This is a genomic window from Mycobacterium canetti CIPT 140010059, from assembly GCF_000253375.1.
Lineage (GTDB): Bacteria > Actinomycetota > Actinomycetes > Mycobacteriales > Mycobacteriaceae > Mycobacterium > Mycobacterium tuberculosis.
The window spans coordinates 577052-596479 of record NC_015848.1 but is presented as its reverse complement, the minus strand read 5'-3'; the positions used below and the strand labels follow the sequence as shown (position 1 = coordinate 596479).

Genomic DNA, 19428 nt, shown 5'->3' with positions numbered 1-19428 from the left:
AAGGCGCCCAGTGGCATGTGCCGGCCGTGCTGGGCTATGGCGGAATCCCGCGGCGGGCTTCGTGGTCTAACGTTGAATCCGTGGCAAATTCGCGACGGAGACCGGTGCACCCGGGGCAAGAAGTCGAGTTGGACTTCGCCCGTGAGTGGGTGGAGTTCTACGACCCGGACAATCCCGAGCACCTGATCGCGGCCGACCTTACCTGGTTGCTGTCGCGCTGGGCGTGTGTATTCGGCACACCCGCCTGCCAGGGCACCGTCGCGGGCCGGCCAAACGACGGCTGTTGTTCGCACGGTGCGTTCCTGTCCGACGACGACGACCGCACCCGGTTGGCCGACGCGGTGCACAAGCTGACCGACGACGACTGGCAGTTCCGGGCAAAGGGCCTGCGCCGCAAGGGCTACCTGGAACTCGACGAGCACGACGGCCAACCCCAGCACCGCACCCGCAAACACAAGGGCGCATGTATCTTCTTGAACCGGCCCGGGTTCGCCGGTGGCGCCGGCTGCGCGCTGCACAGCAAAGCCCTCAAGCTGGGCGTGCCGCCGTTGACGATGAAACCCGATGTCTGCTGGCAGTTGCCGATCCGGCGCAGCCAGGAATGGGTGACCCGCCCCGACGGCACCGAAATCCTCAAGACCACCCTCACCGAATATGACCGCCGCGGTTGGGGCTCGGGTGGTGCTGACCTGCACTGGTATTGCACCGGCGATCCGGCCGCCCATGTCGGAACCAAGCAGGTGTGGCAGAGCCTTGCCGACGAACTCACCGAATTACTCGGGGAGAAGGCCTATGGGGAACTCGCAGCAATGTGCAAGCGCCGCAGTCAATTAGGGCTCATCGCCGTACATCCGGCGACGCGTGCGGCCCAGTAGCTAAGCGCGGTCGCGGTAGGACTTGACCATGCGCAGCGCACTGGCGTTCAGATACGCCTCGACGGTCGCGGCAGCGGCCGCCGGGTCACCGGCCAGCACCGCCCCGTTGATCGCCCGCAGGTCGGTCAACACTGGGTCCGCGTCGTCGTAGGCCCCGGTGAGCGCATGCTCGCGGCCGCCGAAGGCGTGCTCCACCCAGCGGTAGAGCAACCCCAATGCGCGGTTGCGAGTGCTGTGGATGAGCACCCGGAAGTAGGCAAGATCGGCTGCCTGCCGCGCCGCGGCCGTGTCCGCCTGTTGCACCACTTCCAGCGCCGCACACAACGCCTCGGCATCCTCGGGCGTGCTCCGGGCGGCCGCCAGGCGGCCAATCAACGGGCCTAACGCCGCGCGGATCTCCAGCAACTCGACGAGGAAGTCGGGGCCCAGTTTGCGCACCAGCGCCTCGACCACCGCGGGATGGGTGAGCCCCTCGGGGTCACGGACCACACTGCCGCTGCCGTGCCGCACCTCGATCAGGCCCATCTGTTGCAGTCGCGCCAGACCCTGGCGTAGCGAGGTGCGGTTGACACCGAGCCGCTCTGCCAGGTCTCGCTCGGGCGGCAGGGTCGAGCCCGGCGGGAAGACGCCGTCGAGGATGGCGTCGGCGATCGTCGTCGCGATCCGCTCATCCACCCGCTGCCGATCCGGCGGCTGAAAGACACTTGACTGGTTCATTGGCTCAACCAATATAGTGGGCGAATCGACAACTCAGCCAGCAGGAGGTGCCGCAGTGGACGATGAAACGCGGTCGGCGGCCTTGCCGCGGTGGCGCGGTGCAGCCGGGCGCCTGGAAGTCTGGTATGCGACTCTGTCGGATCCACTGACGCGTACCGGCCTATGGGTGCACTGTGAGACGGTGGCCCCGACGACAGGCGGGCCCTACGCGCACGGCTGGGTGACCTGGTTTCCACCGGATGCCCCGCCGGGCACCGAGCGCTTCGGCCCCCAGCCCGCCCAACCCGCGGCCGGCCCCGCCTGGTTCGACATCGCCGGTGTACGAATGGCGCCAGCGGAGCTGACCGGACGTACCCGATCACTCGCATGGGAGCTGTCCTGGAAGGACACCGCGGCGCCACTGTGGACGTTTCCTCGCGTGGCCTGGGAGCGCGAGTTGCTGCCCGGCGCCCAAGTGGTGATCGCACCCACCGCCGTCTTCGCTGGCTCCTTGGCCGTCGGCGAAACCACCCACCGCGTCGACAGCTGGCGCGGCGGTGTGGCCCACATCTACGGACATGGCAATGCCAAGCGGTGGGGATGGATCCATGCCGATCTCGGCGACGGCGACGTCCTAGAGGTGGTGACCGCGGTATCACACAAGCCGGGCCTACGCAGGCTCGCGCCGCTAGCGTTCGTTCGCTTCCGCATCGACGGAAAGGATTGGCCCGCAAGTCCTTTACCGTCGCTGCGAATGCGGACAACGCTCGGCGTGCGGCACTGGCAACTGGAAGGACGCATCGGCGGCCGGGAGGCGCTAATCCGGGTAGACCAGCCGCCGGAGCGGTGCGTAAGCCTGGGATACACCGATCCCGACGGGGCCAAGGCGGTGTGCACCAACACCGAGCAGGCCGACATCCACATCGAGCTCGGTGGCCGGCACTGGTCGGTGCTGGGCACCGGACACGCCGAAGTCGGCCTGCGGGGAACCGCGGCACCGGCTATCAAGGAAGGGACGCCAGCATGAGTTTCCTGCTCGACCCGCCGCTGCTGTTTGTCTGCGGAGTGCTCATCGAGCGACGCCTGCCCGTGGACCGCCGCGATGCCGCCGAGGCCGCCGCCCTGGGCGTCTTCTTCGGCGCTTCGTTCGGGCTGTACCACAACGTACCCGGGCTCGGGATGCTGTGGCGGCCATTTCGCGCACAGAACGGCCGCGATTTCATGTGGAACAGCGGGGTTTTCAGCGTGGATGTGGCCCGCGCGGAGTGGCCGCTGCACGCGATGGCCGCTGCCATCTTCGCAACGTATCCGTTCTTCATAAAGCTCGGCCGCCGGCTCGGGCGCCGGATATGAGCCGGCTCGCCGATCGGGCTAAGTCCTATCCGTTGGCCTCGTTCGGCGCCGCGCTGCTGCCGCCGGAGCTCGGCGGCCCGTTGCCGGCTCAATTCGTGCAGCGCGTTGACCGCTACGTCACACGACTGCCGGCGACCTCACGATTCGCGGTGCGCGCCGGCCTGGCTTCACTGGCGGCGGCCAGCTACCTCACCACCGGCCGGTCGCTACCGCGACTGCACCCGGACGAGCGGGCACGGGTGCTGCACCGGATCGCCGCACTGAGCCCGGAAGTCGCTGCGGCCGTGGAGGGGTTGAAGGCGATCGTGCTGTTGGCCAACGGCGCCGACACCTACGCGCACGAATTGCTCGCCCGCGCCCAGGAACATGACGCGGCGCGCCCCGACGCGGAGTTGACCGTCATCTTGTCGGCGGACAGCCCATCCGTCACCAGGGCCGATGCGGTGGTCGTCGGCTCCGGGGCGGGCGGCGCGATGGTCGCGCGCACGCTGGCCCGGGCCGGCCTTGACGTGGTCGTGCTCGAAGAGGGACGGCGCTGGACGGTCGAGGAGTTCCGTAGCACCCACCCGGTCGACCGTTATGCCGGGTTGTACCGTGGCGCCGGGGCCACCGTCGCGCTCGGGCGACCGGCGGTGGTGCTGCCGATGGGCCGGGCGGTGGGCGGCACCACCGTCGTCAACTCCGGCACCTGCTTTCGGCCTTCACTTGCCGTGCAGCGGCGCTGGCGTGACGAGTTCGGTCTCGGCCTGGCCGACCCCGACCAGCTGGGACGTCGTCTTGACGATGCGGAGCAAACACTGCGGGTTGCGCCGGTGCCGCTGGAGATCATGGGCCGCAACGGGCGCCTGTTGCTGCAGGCCGCCAAGTCGCTGGGCTGGCGGGCGGCGCCCATCCCGCGCAATGCGCCGGGGTGCCGTGGCTGTTGCCAGTGCGCGATCGGCTGCCCCAGCAACGCCAAGTTCGGCGTGCACCTCAACGCCCTGCCGCAAGCCTGCGCGGCCGGCGCGCGGATCATCTCCTGGGCGCGGGTCGAACGGATCCTGCACCGCGCCGGGCGGGCCTATGGCGTGCGAGCCCGCCGGCCCGACGGCACCACACTCGACGTGCTGGCCGACGCGGTCGTCGTCGCCGCCGGTGCGACGGAGACGCCAGGACTGTTGCGGCGCAGCGGTCTTGGTGGGCACCCGCGACTGGGCCACAACCTTGCGCTGCACCCGGCAACTATGCTGGCCGGGCTCTTCGACGACGACGTCTTCGCGTGGCGCGGGGTGCTGCAGAGCGCGGCGGTTCACGAGTTTCACGAATCCGACGGCGTGCTGATCGAGGCCACCTCCACACCGCCGGGCATGGGGTCGATGGTCTTCCCCGGCTACGGGGCCGAGCTGCTCCGCTGGCTCGACCGGGCGCCGCAGATCGCAACATTCGGGGCGATGGTGGCCGATCGGGGCGTCGGCACGGTGCGGTCGGTGCGCGGCGAGACGGTGGTGCGCTATGACATAGCTCCAGGTGACATCGCCAAGCTACGGGTCGCGCTGCAGGCCATTGGCCGGCTGCTCTTTGCCGCCGGCGCGGTGGAGGTGCTGACCGGTATCCCCGGCGCCCCACCGATGCGGTCCCTGCCCGAGCTGCAGGATGTGCTGCGCCGAGCCAACCCCAGAAGCCTGCACCTGGCCGCCTTCCATCCGACGGGCACCGCGGCCGCCGGCGCCGACGAGCAGCTTTGTCCGGTCGACGCGACGGGCCGGCTGCGCGGCGTCGAGGGCGTGTGGGTTGCCGACGCCTCGATCCTGCCCAGCTGCCCGGAAGTGAACCCGCAGCTGTCCATCATGGCGATGGCACTGGCCGTAGCCGACCAGACAGTCGCCAAGGTTGTCGGCGTCCGCTAGCCCTCGAGTTTGTAGCCCAGCCCGCGCACCGTCACCAAGTGAACCGGGTTAGCCGGGTCGGCTTCGATCTTGGAGCGCAGCCGCTTGACATGGACGTCGAGCGTCTTGGTGTCGCCCACGTAGTCCGCACCCCAGACCCGGTCGATCAGTTGTCCGCGAGTCAACACCCGCCCGCTGTTGCGCATCAGGTATTCCAGCAGGTCGAACTCCTTGAGCGGCAGCGTGATGGTGTCACCGTTCACCGAGACGACATGGCGCTCCACATCCATGCGAACCGGCCCGGACTCCAGCACGCCATCGCTCATCTCCGAGTCGTCGTCGCCGCCACGGCGCAGCACCGCGCGGATGCGTGCGATCAACTCGCGTGCCGAATAGGGCTTGGTCACGTAGTCGTCAGCGCCCAGCTCCAGGCCGACCACCTTGTCGATCTCGCTATCCCGGGCGGTCACCATGATCACCGGAACGCTGGACCGAGCGCGCAACTGCTTGCATACATCGGTACCCGACATCCCAGGCAGCATCAGATCGAGCAGGACGATGTCGGCGCCGGCCCGGTCGAACTCGGCGAGAGCTGCCGGACCATCGGTCACCACCGTGGCCTCAAAGCCCTCCTTGCGCAGCAGAAACGCCAGCGGATCGGCCAGCGACTCCTCGTCCTCCACAATCAACACACTGGTCATCAGCGCCACTCCTCCTCATCGCTACGCTCTGCATCGTCGTCGGCGCAGGTCATCAGCGCCACTCTCCCCCGCAAGCGGGTGGTGCCCCCACCTCATCGCTACGCTCTGCATCGTCGTCGGCGCAGGTCATCGGCTCAGCTCTTCCTCTCGTTGTGACCTGTTTGACCGCAGTTCGGGCTCTCGCGCCTGCTCGGGTCGCTCGTCGTCGTGATAGGCCTCGATCAACGCCGGAAGAGCCAAGGTGAACGTTGACCCGGTTCCCGGTTTGCTCCACACGCGGATGGTGCCGTCGTGATTAGCCGCGACGTGTTTGACGATGGCCAACCCGAGTCCGCTGCCTCCGGTGGCACGCGAGCGCGCCTTGTCCCCCCGGAAGAACCGTTCGAAGACCCGCTCCTGGTCTTCCGGCGCGATGCCGATGCCCCGGTCGGTGACGGCGATCTCGATGTTGGCACCGCGACGGCGACGGCTGATCGACACCAGCGACCCGCGCGGCGAATAGGCAATCGCATTGGACACCAGGTTTGCCAGTGCGGTAACCAGCAGAGTTTGGTCGCCCAGCACCCGCAGATTGCTGGGCGCGTCGGTGCGGACTTCGATGTCGGCGTTGTCCGCCGCCACCTTATGGCGTGAAATCGCTTCCGACACAATCGTATCGACGTCGACGTCGGTCATATTGGGTAGCCGCTCGGCGCCCTGTAGCCGGGATAGCTCGATCAACTCGGCGACCATGTCACCGAGCCGGTTGGCCTCAATGAGCACCTTCTCGGCGAACCGCCGAACGGTTTCGGAGTCGTCGGCCGACGCCAGCAGCGCCTCGGCGAGTAGAGCCATGGCACCGACGGGCGTCTTGAGCTCGTGACTGACGTTGGCCACGAAGTCACGCCTAGCCGCCTCCATCCGCGCATAATCCGACTGGTCGTGCACGAACACCACGGCGAACCGGCGGTCTTCCTCGCTCAGCAACCGGGCATGCCCATGCACTGATAGCCCGGATCGACCCGTGGCCGACCGCTTGCGCGGCGACAGGTCGAACTCGACGTCTTCACCACCCAGCGCCTGCCGGGCGGCCCGCCAGGCCTGATCATCGAGCTGGCGGTCGCGCACCAGACCTAGCTCTTTGGCCCGTTCGTTGAGGTAGACAACGTCGCGATGGGTGTCCACCACCGCGGCGCCCAGCGGCATCAGCGTGACAATGCATTGCAGCATCTGCGAAACCGTGATTCCCGACCACTCCGTGGCCACCCGTTGGCGCTGTTCGACGACCCGCGACGTCAGCCGCATTCCAACAGCACCACCGACGGCCAGTGCCAGCGCGGACAAAACCCCGGCCAGCAACAGCGCCGAGAACACAGTCACAAGGAAAATCCTACAAATCCGGTGAACGTCGCCCTAGCGCGGCAAGGCCAAAATCGGACAAGTCACACACTGCGCCACAGCTGTTCGGTTACCGTTCACATGCTGTTTGGCAAACAGCGCACCAAAGCACACCATCAGCCGCCGAAACCGCCGGCAGGTGGGATCTCAAACAATTACCCGCGGCCCTGGCCGGCCACCGCGGCGGCGCCGGCGGCTGCCGCCTCCGGGTCCAGATACGTACCACCGCGCACCAGCGGCCTCATCGCGGAATCCAGGTCGTAGCGCAGCGGAATTCCGGTCGGGATGTTCAGTCCGACGATTTCGTCGTCAGACATCTGGTCCAGGTGCTTGACCAGCGCGCGCAACGAGTTGCCGTGGGCAACGATCAGCACCGTCTTGCCGACCCGCAAGTCGCCAACGATGACGTCGGTGAAATATGGCAAAAACCGGGCGACCACGTCAGCCAGACATTCGGTGAGCGGGCCACCGCCGATGTCGGCGTAACGAGGGTCGGCGTCCTGGCTGAACTGACTGCCCCGCTCGATCGGCGGCGGCGGCGTGTCATAGCTGCGCCGCCAGGCCATGAACTGCTCTTCGCCATAGCGGGCCTTGGTCTCGGCCTTGTCCAAACCCTGCAGCGCGCCGTAGTGGCGTTCGTTGAGCCGCCAGCTACGCCGCACGGGAATCCAGAGCCGATCGGCGCTGTCCAACGCCAGATGCGCGGTGGTGATCGCGCGCCGCAGCAACGAGGTGTAGAGCACGTCGGGCAATAGGTCGTGTTCCGCGATCAGCTCGCCGCTTCGAACCGCCTCTGCCTGGCCCTTGTCCGTCAGGCCGACATCGACCCAGCCGGTGAACAGGTTGAGGGCATTCCAGTCGCTCTCGCCGTGGCGCAGCAACACCAGGCTGCCAGTGTTTGCCATACCGGCAAGTCTCTCACGCACTCCCGCACTCCTCATCGTGGACCAAAATGCCCGAATTCTCCTCGGTCCGCTGCGCAGCGCGTTCATACCGCCGAGGTGGTCGGCACCGTAACGGCCGGTTCACCAAGGCCGATACATGGGCGGCCTACGAGGTGGTCAAATGATCAGTGCGACATTGGCCGTCGGCACACTTGGTGACGTGACGAGCACAACGACGGCGACCCCAATCATCGTCACGGCAACCAGCGCATCAAGAATGCGCCAAGCAGCTGGAGTTGCGAAGAATGGCTGTAGCCGGCCCGCGCTAAATCCCAACACGGCGAACCATACGACGCTGGCGGCCCAGGCACCGGCTCCGAAAAACCACCGCAGATCTGATTCCTCATTGGCGAGGGCACCGATCAACACCACAGTGTCCAGATAGACGTGTGGGTTGAGAAAGGTCACCACCAGGCACATTTGCACCACGCCGATCAGCGCAGCCGGCCCCGATTCCGACGGCACCAGCCCGCTCGGGCGCCACGCGTTCCGCGCGGCCAATAGCGCGTAGCCAATCAAGAACGCTGCGCCGCCAAATCGGGCAACCAAAGTCATATTGGGATGAGCGTGAATCAGCGCAGCGAAGCCGCCAACGCCCGCGGCAATCAGTGCCCCATCAGCGATCCCGCACAGCGCCACAATGACCAGCACGTATTCTCGCCTAATTCCTTGGCGCAGGACAAATGCGTTTTGCGGGCCGATCGCGACCTTGAGCGTCATCATGGCAACGAAGCCGACAAACACCTGAAGAGGCACAGCGGAACGCTAAACCATCACATGCATGCCAATGACTTGAACGCGCAAATTGTGATCGCGAATTTCTGAGTCCGGAACGGGGTGAGCGCCACCAGCCCATCACCGGCGGGCGTCTTGACCTCCACGAGTGCTATTTCTCATCGCGCTGCGCGCTCTGCATCGTCGTCGGGCTCGACCTAACCGCCCAACTCCTTCTCATCGCGCTGCGCGCTCTGCATCGTCGTCGGGCTCGACCTAACCGCCCAACTCCTTCTCATCGCGCTGCGCGCTCTGCATCGTCGTCGGGCGCAAGTGAGCGAAGGCCTGCATGTTCTGCAGCGACTCACCGCGAGATAACCGCCACTGCCACTCTCGTTGAATCGACGACCGAAATCCCAACTCCAACAACGCATTGAAGTCCGAATCCACCACCTCTAACACCTGCCCTAACACCCGGTCAACCTCGTCGGCGTCCACTGCGGACAGCGCCATCTGGCCCACCAGGTAGATGTCGCCGACATTGTCCAGCGTGTACGCGACCCCATACAGGCGGCGGTTGCGCCGCAGCAGGAACCGGTATACGTCTTCGCGGTTCTCGTCAGGCTTGCGACACACGAACGCCTCGACACGCACCGAATGCTCGCCGACGCTCAGGATGGTGTTGATCTTGAGCTTGCGTTCGCCCGGCAGCTCGACGATCAGCGCGGGCGGCGCCCCGCCCGGGCGGGGGTGTTGGGAGTACTTCAGCTGGCTGACCTCGAGCGCATTCTGGATCACACGTTGCACGGTCGGCAAGGAGGAAGTCACGCGCCCACCCCGCGACGCGGCGTCCAGTGCCGGGGCTTGCCCACCGCTACCAGGTCCGATATCACCTCGCCGCCCCGGCGCTGGCGCTCGGCGTTGTACTCGCCGATCGCACGCCGATAACTGGCCAACAGCGCGTCGGTGGTGTTCTCCCACGAGAACGTGGCGGCGTGCCGTGCCGCCGCCCGGCTCATCACCCGTCCCCGTGGCCCGGCACACAACCGCAGCAGGTGATCGATGGCGTCGGCCCACTGACCGACCTCGTGCCCGGACACCAGGGTGCCGGTGATCCCGTCGCGCACCGCGACGGGCAGCCCGCCCACCGCCGCGGCCACCACCGGTGTGCCGCACGCTTGGGCCTCCACAGCAACCAGGCCGAACGACTCGGAGTAGCTCGGCACCGCAACCAGGTCCGCCGCCCGAAACAAGGTGGCCAGATCCGTGTGGGACTGCGGCGGCAGAAACGTCACCCGTGCAGAGATGCCCAGTTCGTCGGCGAGCCGGGCCAGTCCGTCCGGTGAAGCCAGACCGCTGCCCGACGGTCCGCCGGCCACGATGATGCGCACCCCGGGCAACTTGGCGGCCGCACGCAGCACAATGTCGGGTGCCTTCAGCGGCTGGATGCGTCCGACGAAGGCCACCACGCGCTCGTCAACTGGTAGTCCTAGCGCGGCCCGGGCCGCGCGCCGATCACCCGGGCGGAACACGTCCAGATCGACACCGGGATGGACCACGTCGATTCGTGCCGGATCGGCACCATGAAGCGAAATCACTTGCCTGGCTTCATCGTCGGTGTTGACGATCAACCGATCCGCCTCATCGACGACCTGCTGCTCCCCGACCGTACGCAGCGGCGGCTCGGGTCCGTCGCCGTCGGCCAGTGCCGCGTTCTTCACGGCGGCCAGCGTGTGTGCGGTGTGCACCAACGGCACCGCCCAGCGGTCGCGCGCCAGCCAGCCGACCTGACCCGACAGCCAGTAGTGCGAGTGCACGATGTCGTAGTAACCCGGTTCGTGGACCGCCTCGGCGCGCAGCACCCCGGCGGCGAACGCACAAAGCTGGGTGGGCAGGTCGTACTTGTCCAAACCCTCGAAGGGCCCCGCCACCACGTTGCGCACCAGCACGCCGGGTGCCACCCGCACCACCGGTGGATCTGCCGATGCGGTGGCCCGGGTGAAGATCTCCACCTCGATGCCCCGACGGGCCAGGTGCAGCGCACTTTGCAGCATGTAGACGTTCATGCCGCCGGCGTCACCGGTGCCCGGCTGTGCCAGCGGTGAGGTGTGCACCGCCAGCAGCGCAACCCGGCGCGGGTCGTCTGCTGCCGAAACATTCCGATTGGATGGCCCGGATGGGCCGCGCGAGCGGGTGGCACCCTCGCCGCGGACCGGACGGCGCTGGGCGATCAACCCTGAACCGTCATCGTGCCGCACACCTGCCATCCTTGCAGGAACCGAAGTGACACGCGCGGACGCGGCTCGTCAGCCGATCACGCGAGCGCCTCCGGGGCGGTGTCCTGCAGCCGGGCATCCAGCGCGCCCGATCGCCGCAAGGCACCCAATGGATCGGCATAGAGCCCGCTTAGGGACACGATGCCTGCCCCGGCCTCCTGCACCCGGTTGCCGAAAACGGTCACGCGGATGTCACGCGGCGCCAACACCGACCCTGCCGTAAACGCCGCCTCCACCTGCTCCATCGCCTCGGGATATTCGGTAAACGCCTGGCCACCGACCACCACTTCGTCGGGATTGAGTAAGTCACGCAGCAGCGCGACCGCCCCACCGAGCACGCGGGCCCGCTCCGCCAGCAGCTCCTTGGCTTGCTGATTACCGGCTCGTGCCACTCGCAGCAAGTCGGTGATGGCGGTAGCGGACCCACCGGTCCGGGTCCTCGAAGCGATGCCGGGGATGATCCGCAGCCGGCGGGCAGCAGCCAAAACCGCCTCGTCGCTGACAGTGGACTCCAGCTGCCCGGTACCGCCGAGCATTTCAGAGTGGACGGGCAGGGGCGCGATGGTGCCGGGACCACTGGCCGGGCAGTGCACCCGCCCACCGATCATCAGCGCATAGCCTACGGTTTCGCGGGCGTAGACGTAGAGGCTCGTCGACGAGCTCGGTGCGAACCGCCGCATGCCGAGCATCAGCTCGGCCCCGGCCATGGCGTCGACGTGGGACGCCACCGACACGGGCAGGCCTAGGGCATCCGCCAGCACGGGTCCGACCGGAGCCTGACGCCAACCGAGCCGCGGATGGTCGACATGACCGGTGGCACTGTCGACTGCACCACCAAGCGTCACCCCGACCCACAGCGCACGGCGCCGGCGCCAGCGCTGCAAGTATCGGTCAGCGCTGTCGGCCAGTGAGGTCAGCGCGGCCCCGGCAGCGTTACGCGGGGTCGGGGTCTCCACCGTGTCGAGCGTGCGGCCGAACAGGTCGGTGGCCACGATGCTGGTGGTCCGGGCACCGATGTGGATGCCCAGGGTGACAAAAGGCTCGTGGTTTACTTCGACAGGCACGCGTGGGCGCCCGATAGCCCCGGAAACCGCCAGGTCCGCCCGCTCACGCAGGAGGCCCGCTTCCAGCAGTGCGATGACCTGGCGGTTCACCGTCGCGATGCTCAGCGACGTAGATCCAGCAATTACGTCCCGACCGACCGGACCACGCAAACGCACGGCCCGGAAGACGGACGCAGCCGCGGAATCGGACAGGTGCAGCGACGGCGGCATGATGTAACGGTGCGATCGCAGCTGGTGCTTGCGGCCGGGTGTGCGGCTGAGTGACTGTGAGGTGCGGTTGGTCGAGTACACGGGCGTCCTTATCCGAGTTCCAATGGCCGGGTCCTGTTGGCCACACCTGCTGACGTGTATCGGTCAGGCGCGGCAAAGGGGGCGGCAACAACACGCGCCCGCGAAAAGACACGCAGTCGTCGTGCGGAACAAGGCGCTGTGGTACACACCGAGAATTTAGCACGTTTATTAGAGTTGTCCCGATGACGACAATCGGCACCCACAAGCGAGTCGCCGTGGTCACCGGCGCCAGTTCCGGTATCGGCGAGGCAACCGCGAGAACCCTTGCGGCCCAGGGGTTTCACGTGGTCGCGGTGGCGCGTCGAGCGGACCGGATCACCGCGCTGGCCAACCAGATCGGCGGAACCGCAATTGTGGCCGATGTCACTGACGACGCCGCCGTCGAAGCGTTGGCCCGCGCGCTGAGCCGGGTGGACGTGCTGGTCAATAACGCCGGTGGCGCCAAGGGGCTTCAGTTCGTCGCCGATGCCGATTTGGAGCACTGGCGATGGATGTGGGACACCAACGTACTGGGCACGCTGCGGGTAACCCGCGCGCTGCTGCCCAAGCTGATCGACTCCGGCGACGGCCTGATCGTCACCGTCACCTCGATCGCCGCGCTCGAGGTGTACGACGGCGGCGCCGGCTACACCGCTGCCAAGCACGCGCAGGGCGCGCTGCATCGCACGCTGCGCGGCGAACTGCTGGGGAAGCCGGTCCGGCTCACCGAGATCGCTCCAGGCGCGGTCGAGACCGAATTTTCGCTGGTCCGCTTCGACGGCGACCAGCAACGCGCGGACGCGGTTTATGCCGGCATGACACCGCTAGTAGCCGCCGACGTCGCCGAGGTGATCGGATTCGTGGCCACCCGGCCCTCACACGTCAACCTTGACCAGATCGTCATCCGGCCCCGCGACCAGGCATCAGCTAGCCGTCGCGCTACCCACCCGGTCCGTTAGTAGTCGTGGGTGTGCCGGACGGGGTGGGGGCATCCGACGGCGTGACCGGGGCGGTGACCGGGATTTGCGTCGCCGCCGGTTTGGCCGCCGGTGGCGGTAGCGCCGACATCGACACCCAGGTGTCCCAGTCCACCGCCCAGTCCCAGATGTCACCGTCGGCGTAGGACAGCTGGATCGAGCTGCCGGTCACCTCAACCGGGTCACCGTAGATCGCGCTGCGGTAGTACTGTTCGGCGTTCTCCGTCGACAGGTTGATGCAGCCGTTGGTGACGTTGCTGTTGCCCTGGGCACCGGCGCTCATAGGGTTGGCATGGATGAACTCGCCGTTGTTGGAAATCCGCACCGCCCAACGTTCGTGGATATGGCTGTAACCGGCGGCCGGGTTGGACATATAGAAGTCCGAGTATTTTTCGGTGACGACGTGGATGCCGTTGCGGGTGACGTTGCGCGCCAAGTCGGCCTCGCCGTAGCTGCACGGGAAGTCCATGATGACGCCGGCATCGGTGACGACTTGGATGCGGTGCGACGAGACTTCGGCCTTGACCACCTGACGACGACCGATCTGGAAGTGCAACGACATATCCTGCGCGCCGTACGCGCCGTCGCCGAACGGCAGCCCATACAGCTTGGCGTCGACGTCGACGGTGGTACCCGCCGGGTAGTACTCCCGAGGACGCCAGTGCACGCGAGCGCCCTGCGCCTCGTCGGGCAGCCAGGCCCAGCTACCCTCGACAGGCGGGTCGGTGGTCACGGTTAGTGCCCGCTCGACGGCGGCCTTGTCGCTGATCGGTGAATCGAACTGAATAATCACCGGCGCCGCGATCCCGACGGTCTGGCCGTCGGCGAGCTGGAATCCCGCGTTGATCGTCTTGACGGGTGCCACGGTGGTGAACTTGCCCGCCACCGGAACCGCCTTGCCGTCATGGCCGACGGCCGAACCGCTCCAGGTGTAGGTCGTGTCGTAGCCCAGCGGCTCGGTGATCGTGTAGATGGTGCGATCCCGGCTGTATGCCCCGGCGACGACCTTGCCTGCCGAATTGGTCAGCGCGACCCGCTGAAACCAGCCGTCACCGACCTCGACGCTGATCGGCGCGATCGGCACCACGTCGGCGGCAGAGTCGGCAGGCCGGAAAGTCAGACGAGGCGCCGGTGGCGGCCTCTTCTCGGCCAGCTTGGTCACTTTGCCGGCGCACGCGACCAGAACGTTCGGTGCCAACACCCCAAACCCAAGGGCCGTCAACGCCAGACGCCGACTGATCGGCCCCTGACTCTGGGGGGTGCTGGAGTTATTCACGGGTATCAAAGATACCGGGCGAAACAGCACACGAATGACCACAGAACGCCTGGCAACCAGCCCTAAGCAATGCGCGCCAGGCCGCCCCGCCGCGAAAACGCAGCTACAACATGCAGCCGATCAGCACGGGTTCGGGTTTTAGTGTGATACCAAACACATCATGGACCCCATCGCGCACGGCGCGCGCCAGCGTCACCACATCTTCGGCGGTGGCCCCGCCACGATTTGTCAGCGCCAGCGCATGTTTGGTGGAAAGCCGGCATGGGGCGGCGCCGGCATCCGGATAGCCCTTGCCGAAGCCGGCCCGTTCCACCAGCCAGCCGGCGGCCAGCTTGACGCCGTCGGGCGCGGGATAGTGCGGGACCGGACCGTCCTTTCTGGTGGCCGCGTCACCGGCCAGCCGTTCGTAAACATCCTGGGTGACCACCGGGTTTGTGAAGAACGATCCCACGCTCCAGGTGTCATGGTCGGTCGGGTCCAGCACCATGCCCTTGCGTGCCCGCAGGGCCAGCACCGCTTCGCGGACCGCTTGCGGGTCGGCGCGCTCGCCGCTGGTCGCATTCAGCGCGGCGATCAGCTCGCCGTAGCGCAGCGGTGCGCTGCGGCCCGACGGATCCAGCGCAAACTCCACCTCCAAGACCACGGTGGGCACCGCAAGCCCATCAGCGTGTTTGAGCACGCTCGTGCGATAGCCGAAGCGCAGGTCGCGCGCGGATACCCAACGCACCTCACCCGTGCACCGATCCAAAAGCCGAACCCGAGTGATGGTGTCAGACACCTCCGCGCCATACGCCCCCACGTTCTGCACGGGTGTCGCCCCCGCCGATCCTGGGATGCCAGACAGGCATTCCAGTCCGCCCAGACCCTGTTCGATGGCCCTAACCACCACGTCATCGAAGACCGCACCGGCCTCAGCCCGCACCAAGTTACCGTCGATGGTGATGCCGCTATTGGCCAACCGCACCACGGTCAGGTCGGTCAGGTTCTCGGCGATCACCAAATTGGAGCCACCAGCAAACACCAGCGGGCGGTCAGCTCCGGTCTTGGCCGCCGAATCCAGGTGCCGCAGCGCAGCCACCACCTGTTCGGCGCTGGTGCAAGTGATGACACGTCGGGCGATCGGGCCCACACGCAAAGTGGTCAGCGGCGCCAACGGGACCGCCTCGGCAATATGCGCACCGGCAAAGAGCGAACCGACACCGCTCCGTTTCATGGCCCGTAAGGGTAGCCTGACCTGCTATGCCGCGTTCATTCGACATGTCGGCCGACTACGAGGGCAGCGTCGAGGAGGTTCATCGGGCTTTCTACGAGGCGGACTACTGGAAAGCCAGACTGGCCGAAACGCCGGTCGACGTCGCGACCCTTGAGTCGATACGCGTAGGTGGCGACTCCGGAGACGACGGCACCATCGAAGTCGTCACCCTGCAGATGGTGCGCAGTCACAATCTGCCCGGCCTGGTCACACAGTTGCACCGGGGCGACCTTTCGGTACGGCGCGAGGAGACCTGGGGCCCGGTCAAGGAAGGCATCGCGACCGCGTCCATTGCGGGATCGATCGTGGACGCTCCGGTGAACTTGTGGGGCACCGCCGTGCTCTCGCCCATACCGGAGTCGGGTGGCTCCCGAATGACGCTGCAGGTCACCATCCAGGTGCGTATCCCGTTCATTGGCGGGAAGCTGGAGAGGCTTATCGGCACCCAATTAAGCCAGCTAGTGACCATCGAACAGCGCTTCACGACGCTGTGGATCACGAACAACGTCTGAGGTGCCAGCTTGCCCGGCTCCTGCGCGCGCCGGTGCGGCGCGCTCGTCGCCGGGCGCAAGCTGGATTGCCCGGCTCCTGCGCACGCCGGTGCGGCGCACTCGTCGCCGGGCGCAAGCTGGATTGCCCGGCTCCTGCGCGCGCCGGTGCGGCGCGCTCGTCGCCGGGCGCAAGCTGGATTGCCCGGCTCCTGCGCGCGCCGGTGCGGCGCGCTCGTCGCCGGGCCTAGGCTGGCGCGCATGCGAATCGCGTTGGCGCAAATCCGCAGCGGTACCGACCCCGCCGCCAATCTGCAACTGGTCGGCAAGTACGCCGGCGAAGCCGCCACCGCGGGCGCACAGCTGGTGGTGTTTCCTGAGGCGACCATGTGCCGGCTCGGTGTCCCGCTGCGGCAGGTCGCCGAGCCCGTCGACGGACCCTGGGCAAACGGAGTCCGACGGATCGCGACCGAGGCGGGCATCACCGTGATCGCCGGCATGTTCACCCCGACCGGCGACGGGCGGGTAACAAACACGCTGATCGCAGCCGGCCCGGGCACGCCCAATCAGCCGGACGCGCACTACCACAAGATCCACCTCTATGACGCGTTCGGCTTCACCGAGTCACGTACCGTCGCACCCGGGCGCGAACCGGTGGTAGTCGTGGTCGACGGCGTGCGGGTGGGTTTGACCGTTTGCTACGACATTCGCTTTCCCGCCCTTTATACCGAGCTGGCGCGGCGCGGGGCCCAACTGATCGCGGTCTGTGCATCCTGGGGTTCCGGTCCGGGCAAACTCGAACAGTGGACGTTGCTGGCCCGCGCCCGGGCGCTAGACTCCATGAGTTACGTCGCCGCGGCCGGCCAAGCAGACCCAGGTGATGCCCGCACCGGCGTGGGGGCGAGCTCGGCTGCACCGACCGGGGTAGGCGGCAGCCTGGTGGCCTCGCCGCTAGGCGAGGTGGTGGTGTCAGCTGGCACCCAGCCGCAACTGCTGGTCGCCGACATCGATGTCGACAATGTGGCCGCGGCTCGCGACCGCATTGCGGTGCTACGCAACCAGACAGACTTCGTTCAGATCGATAAGGCACAATCGCGTGGGTGACCAACCCGCAAGGTCCACCGTACGACCCGTCGCCCTGGGCGCGCCCTGGGGATCAAGGTCCGCTCGCCCGACCCCCGGCATCGTCCGAAGCATCCACCGGTCGACTGCGCCCCGGCGAGCCCGCGGGTCATATCCAAGAACCGGTGAGTCCGCCCACCCAACCTGAGCAGCAGCCCGAGCCGCAAACTGAGCATCTGGCTGCGTCGCATGCCCACACACGGCGATCCGGCCGCCAAGCTGCGCACCAGGCGTGGGACCCAACGGGCCTGCTGGCTGCGCAAGAGGAAGAGCCAGCGGCGGTGAAGACCAAACGACGTGCCCGCCGCGACCCGCTAACCGTCTTTCTTGTCCTGATCATCGTGTTTTCGCTCGTCCTCGCCGGGCTGATCGGAGGCGAGCTATACGCTCGCCATGTTGCCAATAGCAAGGTCGCCCAAGCGGTCGCATGCGTGGTCAAAGACCAAGCCACCGCATCCTTCGGTGTGGCGCCGCTGCTGCTGTGGCAGGTCGCTACGCGGCACTTCACCAATATCTCGGTGGAAACCGCGGGCAATCAGATCCGCGATGCCAAGGGCATGCAGATAAAGCTCACGATCCAGAACGTCCGGCTCAAGAACACCCCCAACTCTAGGGGCACGATCGGCGCCCTGGACGCCACCATTACCTGGTCGTCGGAAGGCATCAAGGAATCGGTGCAAAACGCGATTCCGATCCTGGGCGCTTTCGTCACCAGCAGCGTGGTCACTCACCCCGCAGACGGCACCGTCGAACTGAAGGGCCTGCTGAACAACATCACAGCCAAGCCGATAGTGGCTGGCAAAGGATTGGAGCTGCAGATCATCAATTTCAACACGCTCGGGTTCTCGCTGCCGAAAGAAACCGTTCAGTCGACGCTGAACGAGTTCACCTCCAGCCTGACCAAGAACTACCCGTTGGGGATTCACGCGGACAGCGTGCAAGTCACCTCGACCGGCGTGGTGAGCCGGTTCTCAACTCGCGACGCGGCTATCCCCACCGGCATCCAGAATCCCTGCTTCTCGCACATTTGACGCCGCCACCCGCGCGCTCAGCTGTCAGCTGAGCCCATCGAGCACCGCCCGGGTGCCGGACAGGCCCAACCTGGTGGCACCGGCGTTGAGCATCGCGACCGCGTCGGCGGCGGTGCGGATCCCACCGCTGGCTTTGACCCCTAGCCGAGGGCCGACCGTCTCGGCCATCAGCTCGACGGCACGCACCGTGGCCCCGCCGGCCGGATGACACCCAGTCGAGGTTTTGACGAAGTCGGCACCGGCATCCTCGGCGACACGACACGCATCCACCAACGTGTGCGCGTTTGACTGTCCCAACAGCACCGCCGACTCCACGATCACCTTGAGCACAGCCCCGGCCGCAGCGGCACGCACCGCCTCGATGTCGGAGCGCACTGCGTCGATGTCACCGCACAGCGCAGCCCCGATGTCGATGACCATGTCGATCTCACTGGCGCCGGATGCCAGGGCCGCAGCCGCCTCATGCGCCTTGACCGAGGACACGTGCTTGCCCGACGGGAAGCCCGTCACCGCCGCAACCCGCACACCACCGGCTTGGACCGCAACTGGCACCATCGACGGCGACACGCAGACCGCGTAGACGCCGAGTTCGGCGGCTTCGGCGACCAGCGCGGCCACATCGGCACGGGTGGTCTCAGGCTTGAGCAGGGTGTGGTCTACCAGCGCGGCCAACTGCGCCCGAGTCGGTTGGCCGAGCACTAAAACGACTCTTCAGGGCTGCCCGGATTGCAGCCGGAAGCCAACATCTCCGAGTCGTCGACGACCGGCCGCCACGGCTCGAGGTTCCAGCTGGGTTTGCCGGGTTGTCTGATTTCGGCGTACTGCCAGTGGCAGATGAACTGCGCGCGCATGCCGGCAGTGTCGGCCTCCGGTGACAGCGCGAGAACCTCGGCCCAGGCCGCGTCGGCAGCGGCCATCCCGAGGCGGCGGGAGGCTGTACGCCCAACTTGGGACGGGTAGACCCGGAGGCTGGGCAGACTTCCCCACTGCGCCCATTCGGTGTGATCGACAAGACGTGGGGAACTTGGGGGGCCACCATAGTTGGCCTCACCTGCGCCGGGATCCGCCTCGGGATCAGCTTGGGCGGAAGATACACCGAGCAGTGCGACGACGGCCACCGCCGACACGGCCACCAGGGCTTTCATTC

20 protein-coding genes are annotated in these 19428 nt (G+C 66.9%); 8 read left to right on the top strand and 12 right to left on the bottom strand.

From position 1 onward, the window contains the following. Positions 1-80 precede the first annotated feature (80 nt). The gene (locus tag MCAN_RS02570; protein ID WP_023637344.1) at positions 81-875 is read left to right on the top strand and encodes a hypothetical protein; all 795 of its coding nucleotides are present in this window, start codon (positions 81-83) and stop codon (positions 873-875) included. Here the strand turns inward: MCAN_RS02570 and MCAN_RS02565 are convergent, their stop codons facing one another. Beyond that, positions 876-1592 carry a FadR/GntR family transcriptional regulator gene (locus MCAN_RS02565; RefSeq protein WP_003898483.1) on the bottom strand — a complete coding sequence of 239 codons (717 nt, stop codon included), beginning with the start codon at positions 1590-1592 and terminating at the stop codon, positions 876-878. Between the two features lie 55 nt (positions 1593-1647). On the opposite strand from MCAN_RS02565, the gene MCAN_RS02560 reads away from it, so the two are divergent. Genes MCAN_RS02560 through MCAN_RS02550 form a run of 3 tightly spaced genes read left to right on the top strand, consistent with a single transcriptional unit; the run spans position 1648 to position 4810 of the window. Continuing rightward, positions 1648-2598 carry a hypothetical protein gene (locus MCAN_RS02560; RefSeq protein WP_003918084.1) on the top strand — a complete coding sequence of 317 codons (951 nt, stop codon included), beginning with the start codon at positions 1648-1650 and terminating at the stop codon, positions 2596-2598. Beyond that, the gene (locus MCAN_RS02555) at positions 2595-2924 is read left to right on the top strand and encodes a hypothetical protein (protein ID WP_003402400.1); all 330 of its coding nucleotides are present in this window, start codon (positions 2595-2597) and stop codon (positions 2922-2924) included. The genes MCAN_RS02560 and MCAN_RS02555 overlap by 4 nt, the downstream gene beginning before the upstream one ends. After that, positions 2921-4810 carry a GMC family oxidoreductase gene (locus MCAN_RS02550; protein ID WP_014000258.1) on the top strand — a complete coding sequence of 630 codons (1890 nt, stop codon included), beginning with the start codon at positions 2921-2923 and terminating at the stop codon, positions 4808-4810. The genes MCAN_RS02555 and MCAN_RS02550 overlap by 4 nt, the downstream gene beginning before the upstream one ends. On the opposite strand, the gene regX is transcribed toward MCAN_RS02550, so the two are convergent. From regX to MCAN_RS02515, 7 genes are all read right to left on the bottom strand, one after another. Beyond that, positions 4807-5490: a two-component sensory transduction protein RegX gene (gene regX / locus MCAN_RS02545; RefSeq protein WP_003402393.1), complete on the bottom strand. Its 684-nt coding sequence runs from the start codon at positions 5488-5490 to the stop codon at positions 4807-4809. The two genes, MCAN_RS02550 and regX, sit on opposite strands and share 4 nt — an antisense overlap. A gap of 126 nt (positions 5491-5616) precedes the next feature. Next, positions 5617-6849 carry a two-component system sensor histidine kinase SenX3 gene (gene senX3 / locus MCAN_RS02540; RefSeq protein WP_003402390.1) on the bottom strand — a complete coding sequence of 411 codons (1233 nt, stop codon included), beginning with the start codon at positions 6847-6849 and terminating at the stop codon, positions 5617-5619. Positions 6850-7022: 173 nt separating this feature from the next. Next, positions 7023-7772, bottom strand: a complete 750-nt coding sequence (locus MCAN_RS02535) for a phosphoglyceromutase (RefSeq protein ID WP_003402379.1) — start codon at positions 7770-7772, stop codon at positions 7023-7025. A 156-nt stretch (positions 7773-7928) separates the two neighbouring features. After that, positions 7929-8534: an L-lysine exporter gene (lysE, locus tag MCAN_RS02530; RefSeq protein ID WP_003402377.1), complete on the bottom strand. Its 606-nt coding sequence runs from the start codon at positions 8532-8534 to the stop codon at positions 7929-7931. 267 nt (positions 8535-8801) lie between these two features. Continuing rightward, positions 8802-9353, bottom strand: coding sequence for a type III secretion system chaperone family protein (locus MCAN_RS02525; RefSeq protein WP_014000257.1), 552 nt, complete (start codon positions 9351-9353; stop codon positions 8802-8804). After that, complete coding sequence (gene mshA / locus MCAN_RS02520; RefSeq protein WP_014000256.1) at positions 9350-10792, bottom strand: D-inositol-3-phosphate glycosyltransferase; 1443 nt, start codon at positions 10790-10792, stop codon at positions 9350-9352. Before mshA ends, MCAN_RS02525 begins: the two co-directional genes overlap by 4 nt. A 47-nt stretch (positions 10793-10839) precedes the next feature. Continuing rightward, on the bottom strand, positions 10840-12156 hold the full coding sequence (locus MCAN_RS02515) for a transcriptional regulator (RefSeq protein WP_014000255.1): 1317 nt from the start codon (positions 12154-12156) through the stop codon (positions 10840-10842). 182 nt (positions 12157-12338) lie between these two features. On the opposite strand from MCAN_RS02515, the gene MCAN_RS02510 reads away from it, so the two are divergent. Continuing rightward, complete coding sequence (locus tag MCAN_RS02510) at positions 12339-13094, top strand: SDR family NAD(P)-dependent oxidoreductase (protein WP_014000254.1); 756 nt, start codon at positions 12339-12341, stop codon at positions 13092-13094. On the opposite strand, the gene ldtMt5 is transcribed toward MCAN_RS02510, so the two are convergent. Continuing rightward, positions 13075-14430 (bottom strand): L,D-transpeptidase LdtMt5, encoded by a 1356-nt coding sequence (gene ldtMt5, locus MCAN_RS02505; protein ID WP_014000253.1) that lies wholly within the window; start codon positions 14428-14430, stop codon positions 13075-13077. The two genes, MCAN_RS02510 and ldtMt5, sit on opposite strands and share 20 nt — an antisense overlap. A 61-nt stretch (positions 14431-14491) precedes the next feature. Next, positions 14492-15601: a UDP-N-acetylmuramate dehydrogenase gene (locus MCAN_RS02500; protein ID WP_003402354.1), complete on the bottom strand. Its 1110-nt coding sequence runs from the start codon at positions 15599-15601 to the stop codon at positions 14492-14494. 26 nt (positions 15602-15627) lie between these two features. Here MCAN_RS02500 and MCAN_RS02495 point away from each other — a divergent pair, with 26 nt between their 5' ends. The 3 genes from MCAN_RS02495 (at position 15628) to MCAN_RS02485 (ending at position 18281) form a co-directional block, all read left to right on the top strand. Continuing rightward, complete coding sequence (locus tag MCAN_RS02495) at positions 15628-16152, top strand: DUF2505 domain-containing protein (protein ID WP_003402351.1); 525 nt, start codon at positions 15628-15630, stop codon at positions 16150-16152. 237 nt (positions 16153-16389) lie between these two features. Further along, entirely contained in the window at positions 16390-17232 is an 843-nt protein-coding gene (locus MCAN_RS02490; protein WP_003402350.1) for a carbon-nitrogen hydrolase family protein, read from the top strand. Further along, positions 17229-18281, top strand: coding sequence for an LmeA family phospholipid-binding protein (locus tag MCAN_RS02485; protein WP_014000252.1), 1053 nt, complete (start codon positions 17229-17231; stop codon positions 18279-18281). The genes MCAN_RS02490 and MCAN_RS02485 overlap by 4 nt, the downstream gene beginning before the upstream one ends. A gap of 24 nt (positions 18282-18305) precedes the next feature. On the opposite strand, the gene deoC is transcribed toward MCAN_RS02485, so the two are convergent. Beyond that, positions 18306-18980, bottom strand: a complete 675-nt coding sequence (gene deoC, locus MCAN_RS02480) for a deoxyribose-phosphate aldolase (RefSeq protein ID WP_014000251.1) — start codon at positions 18978-18980, stop codon at positions 18306-18308. Then, positions 18980-19426 (bottom strand): DUF2599 domain-containing protein, encoded by a 447-nt coding sequence (locus MCAN_RS02475; protein ID WP_003402344.1) that lies wholly within the window; start codon positions 19424-19426, stop codon positions 18980-18982. Before MCAN_RS02475 ends, deoC begins: the two co-directional genes overlap by 1 nt. Positions 19427-19428 lie beyond the last annotated feature (2 nt).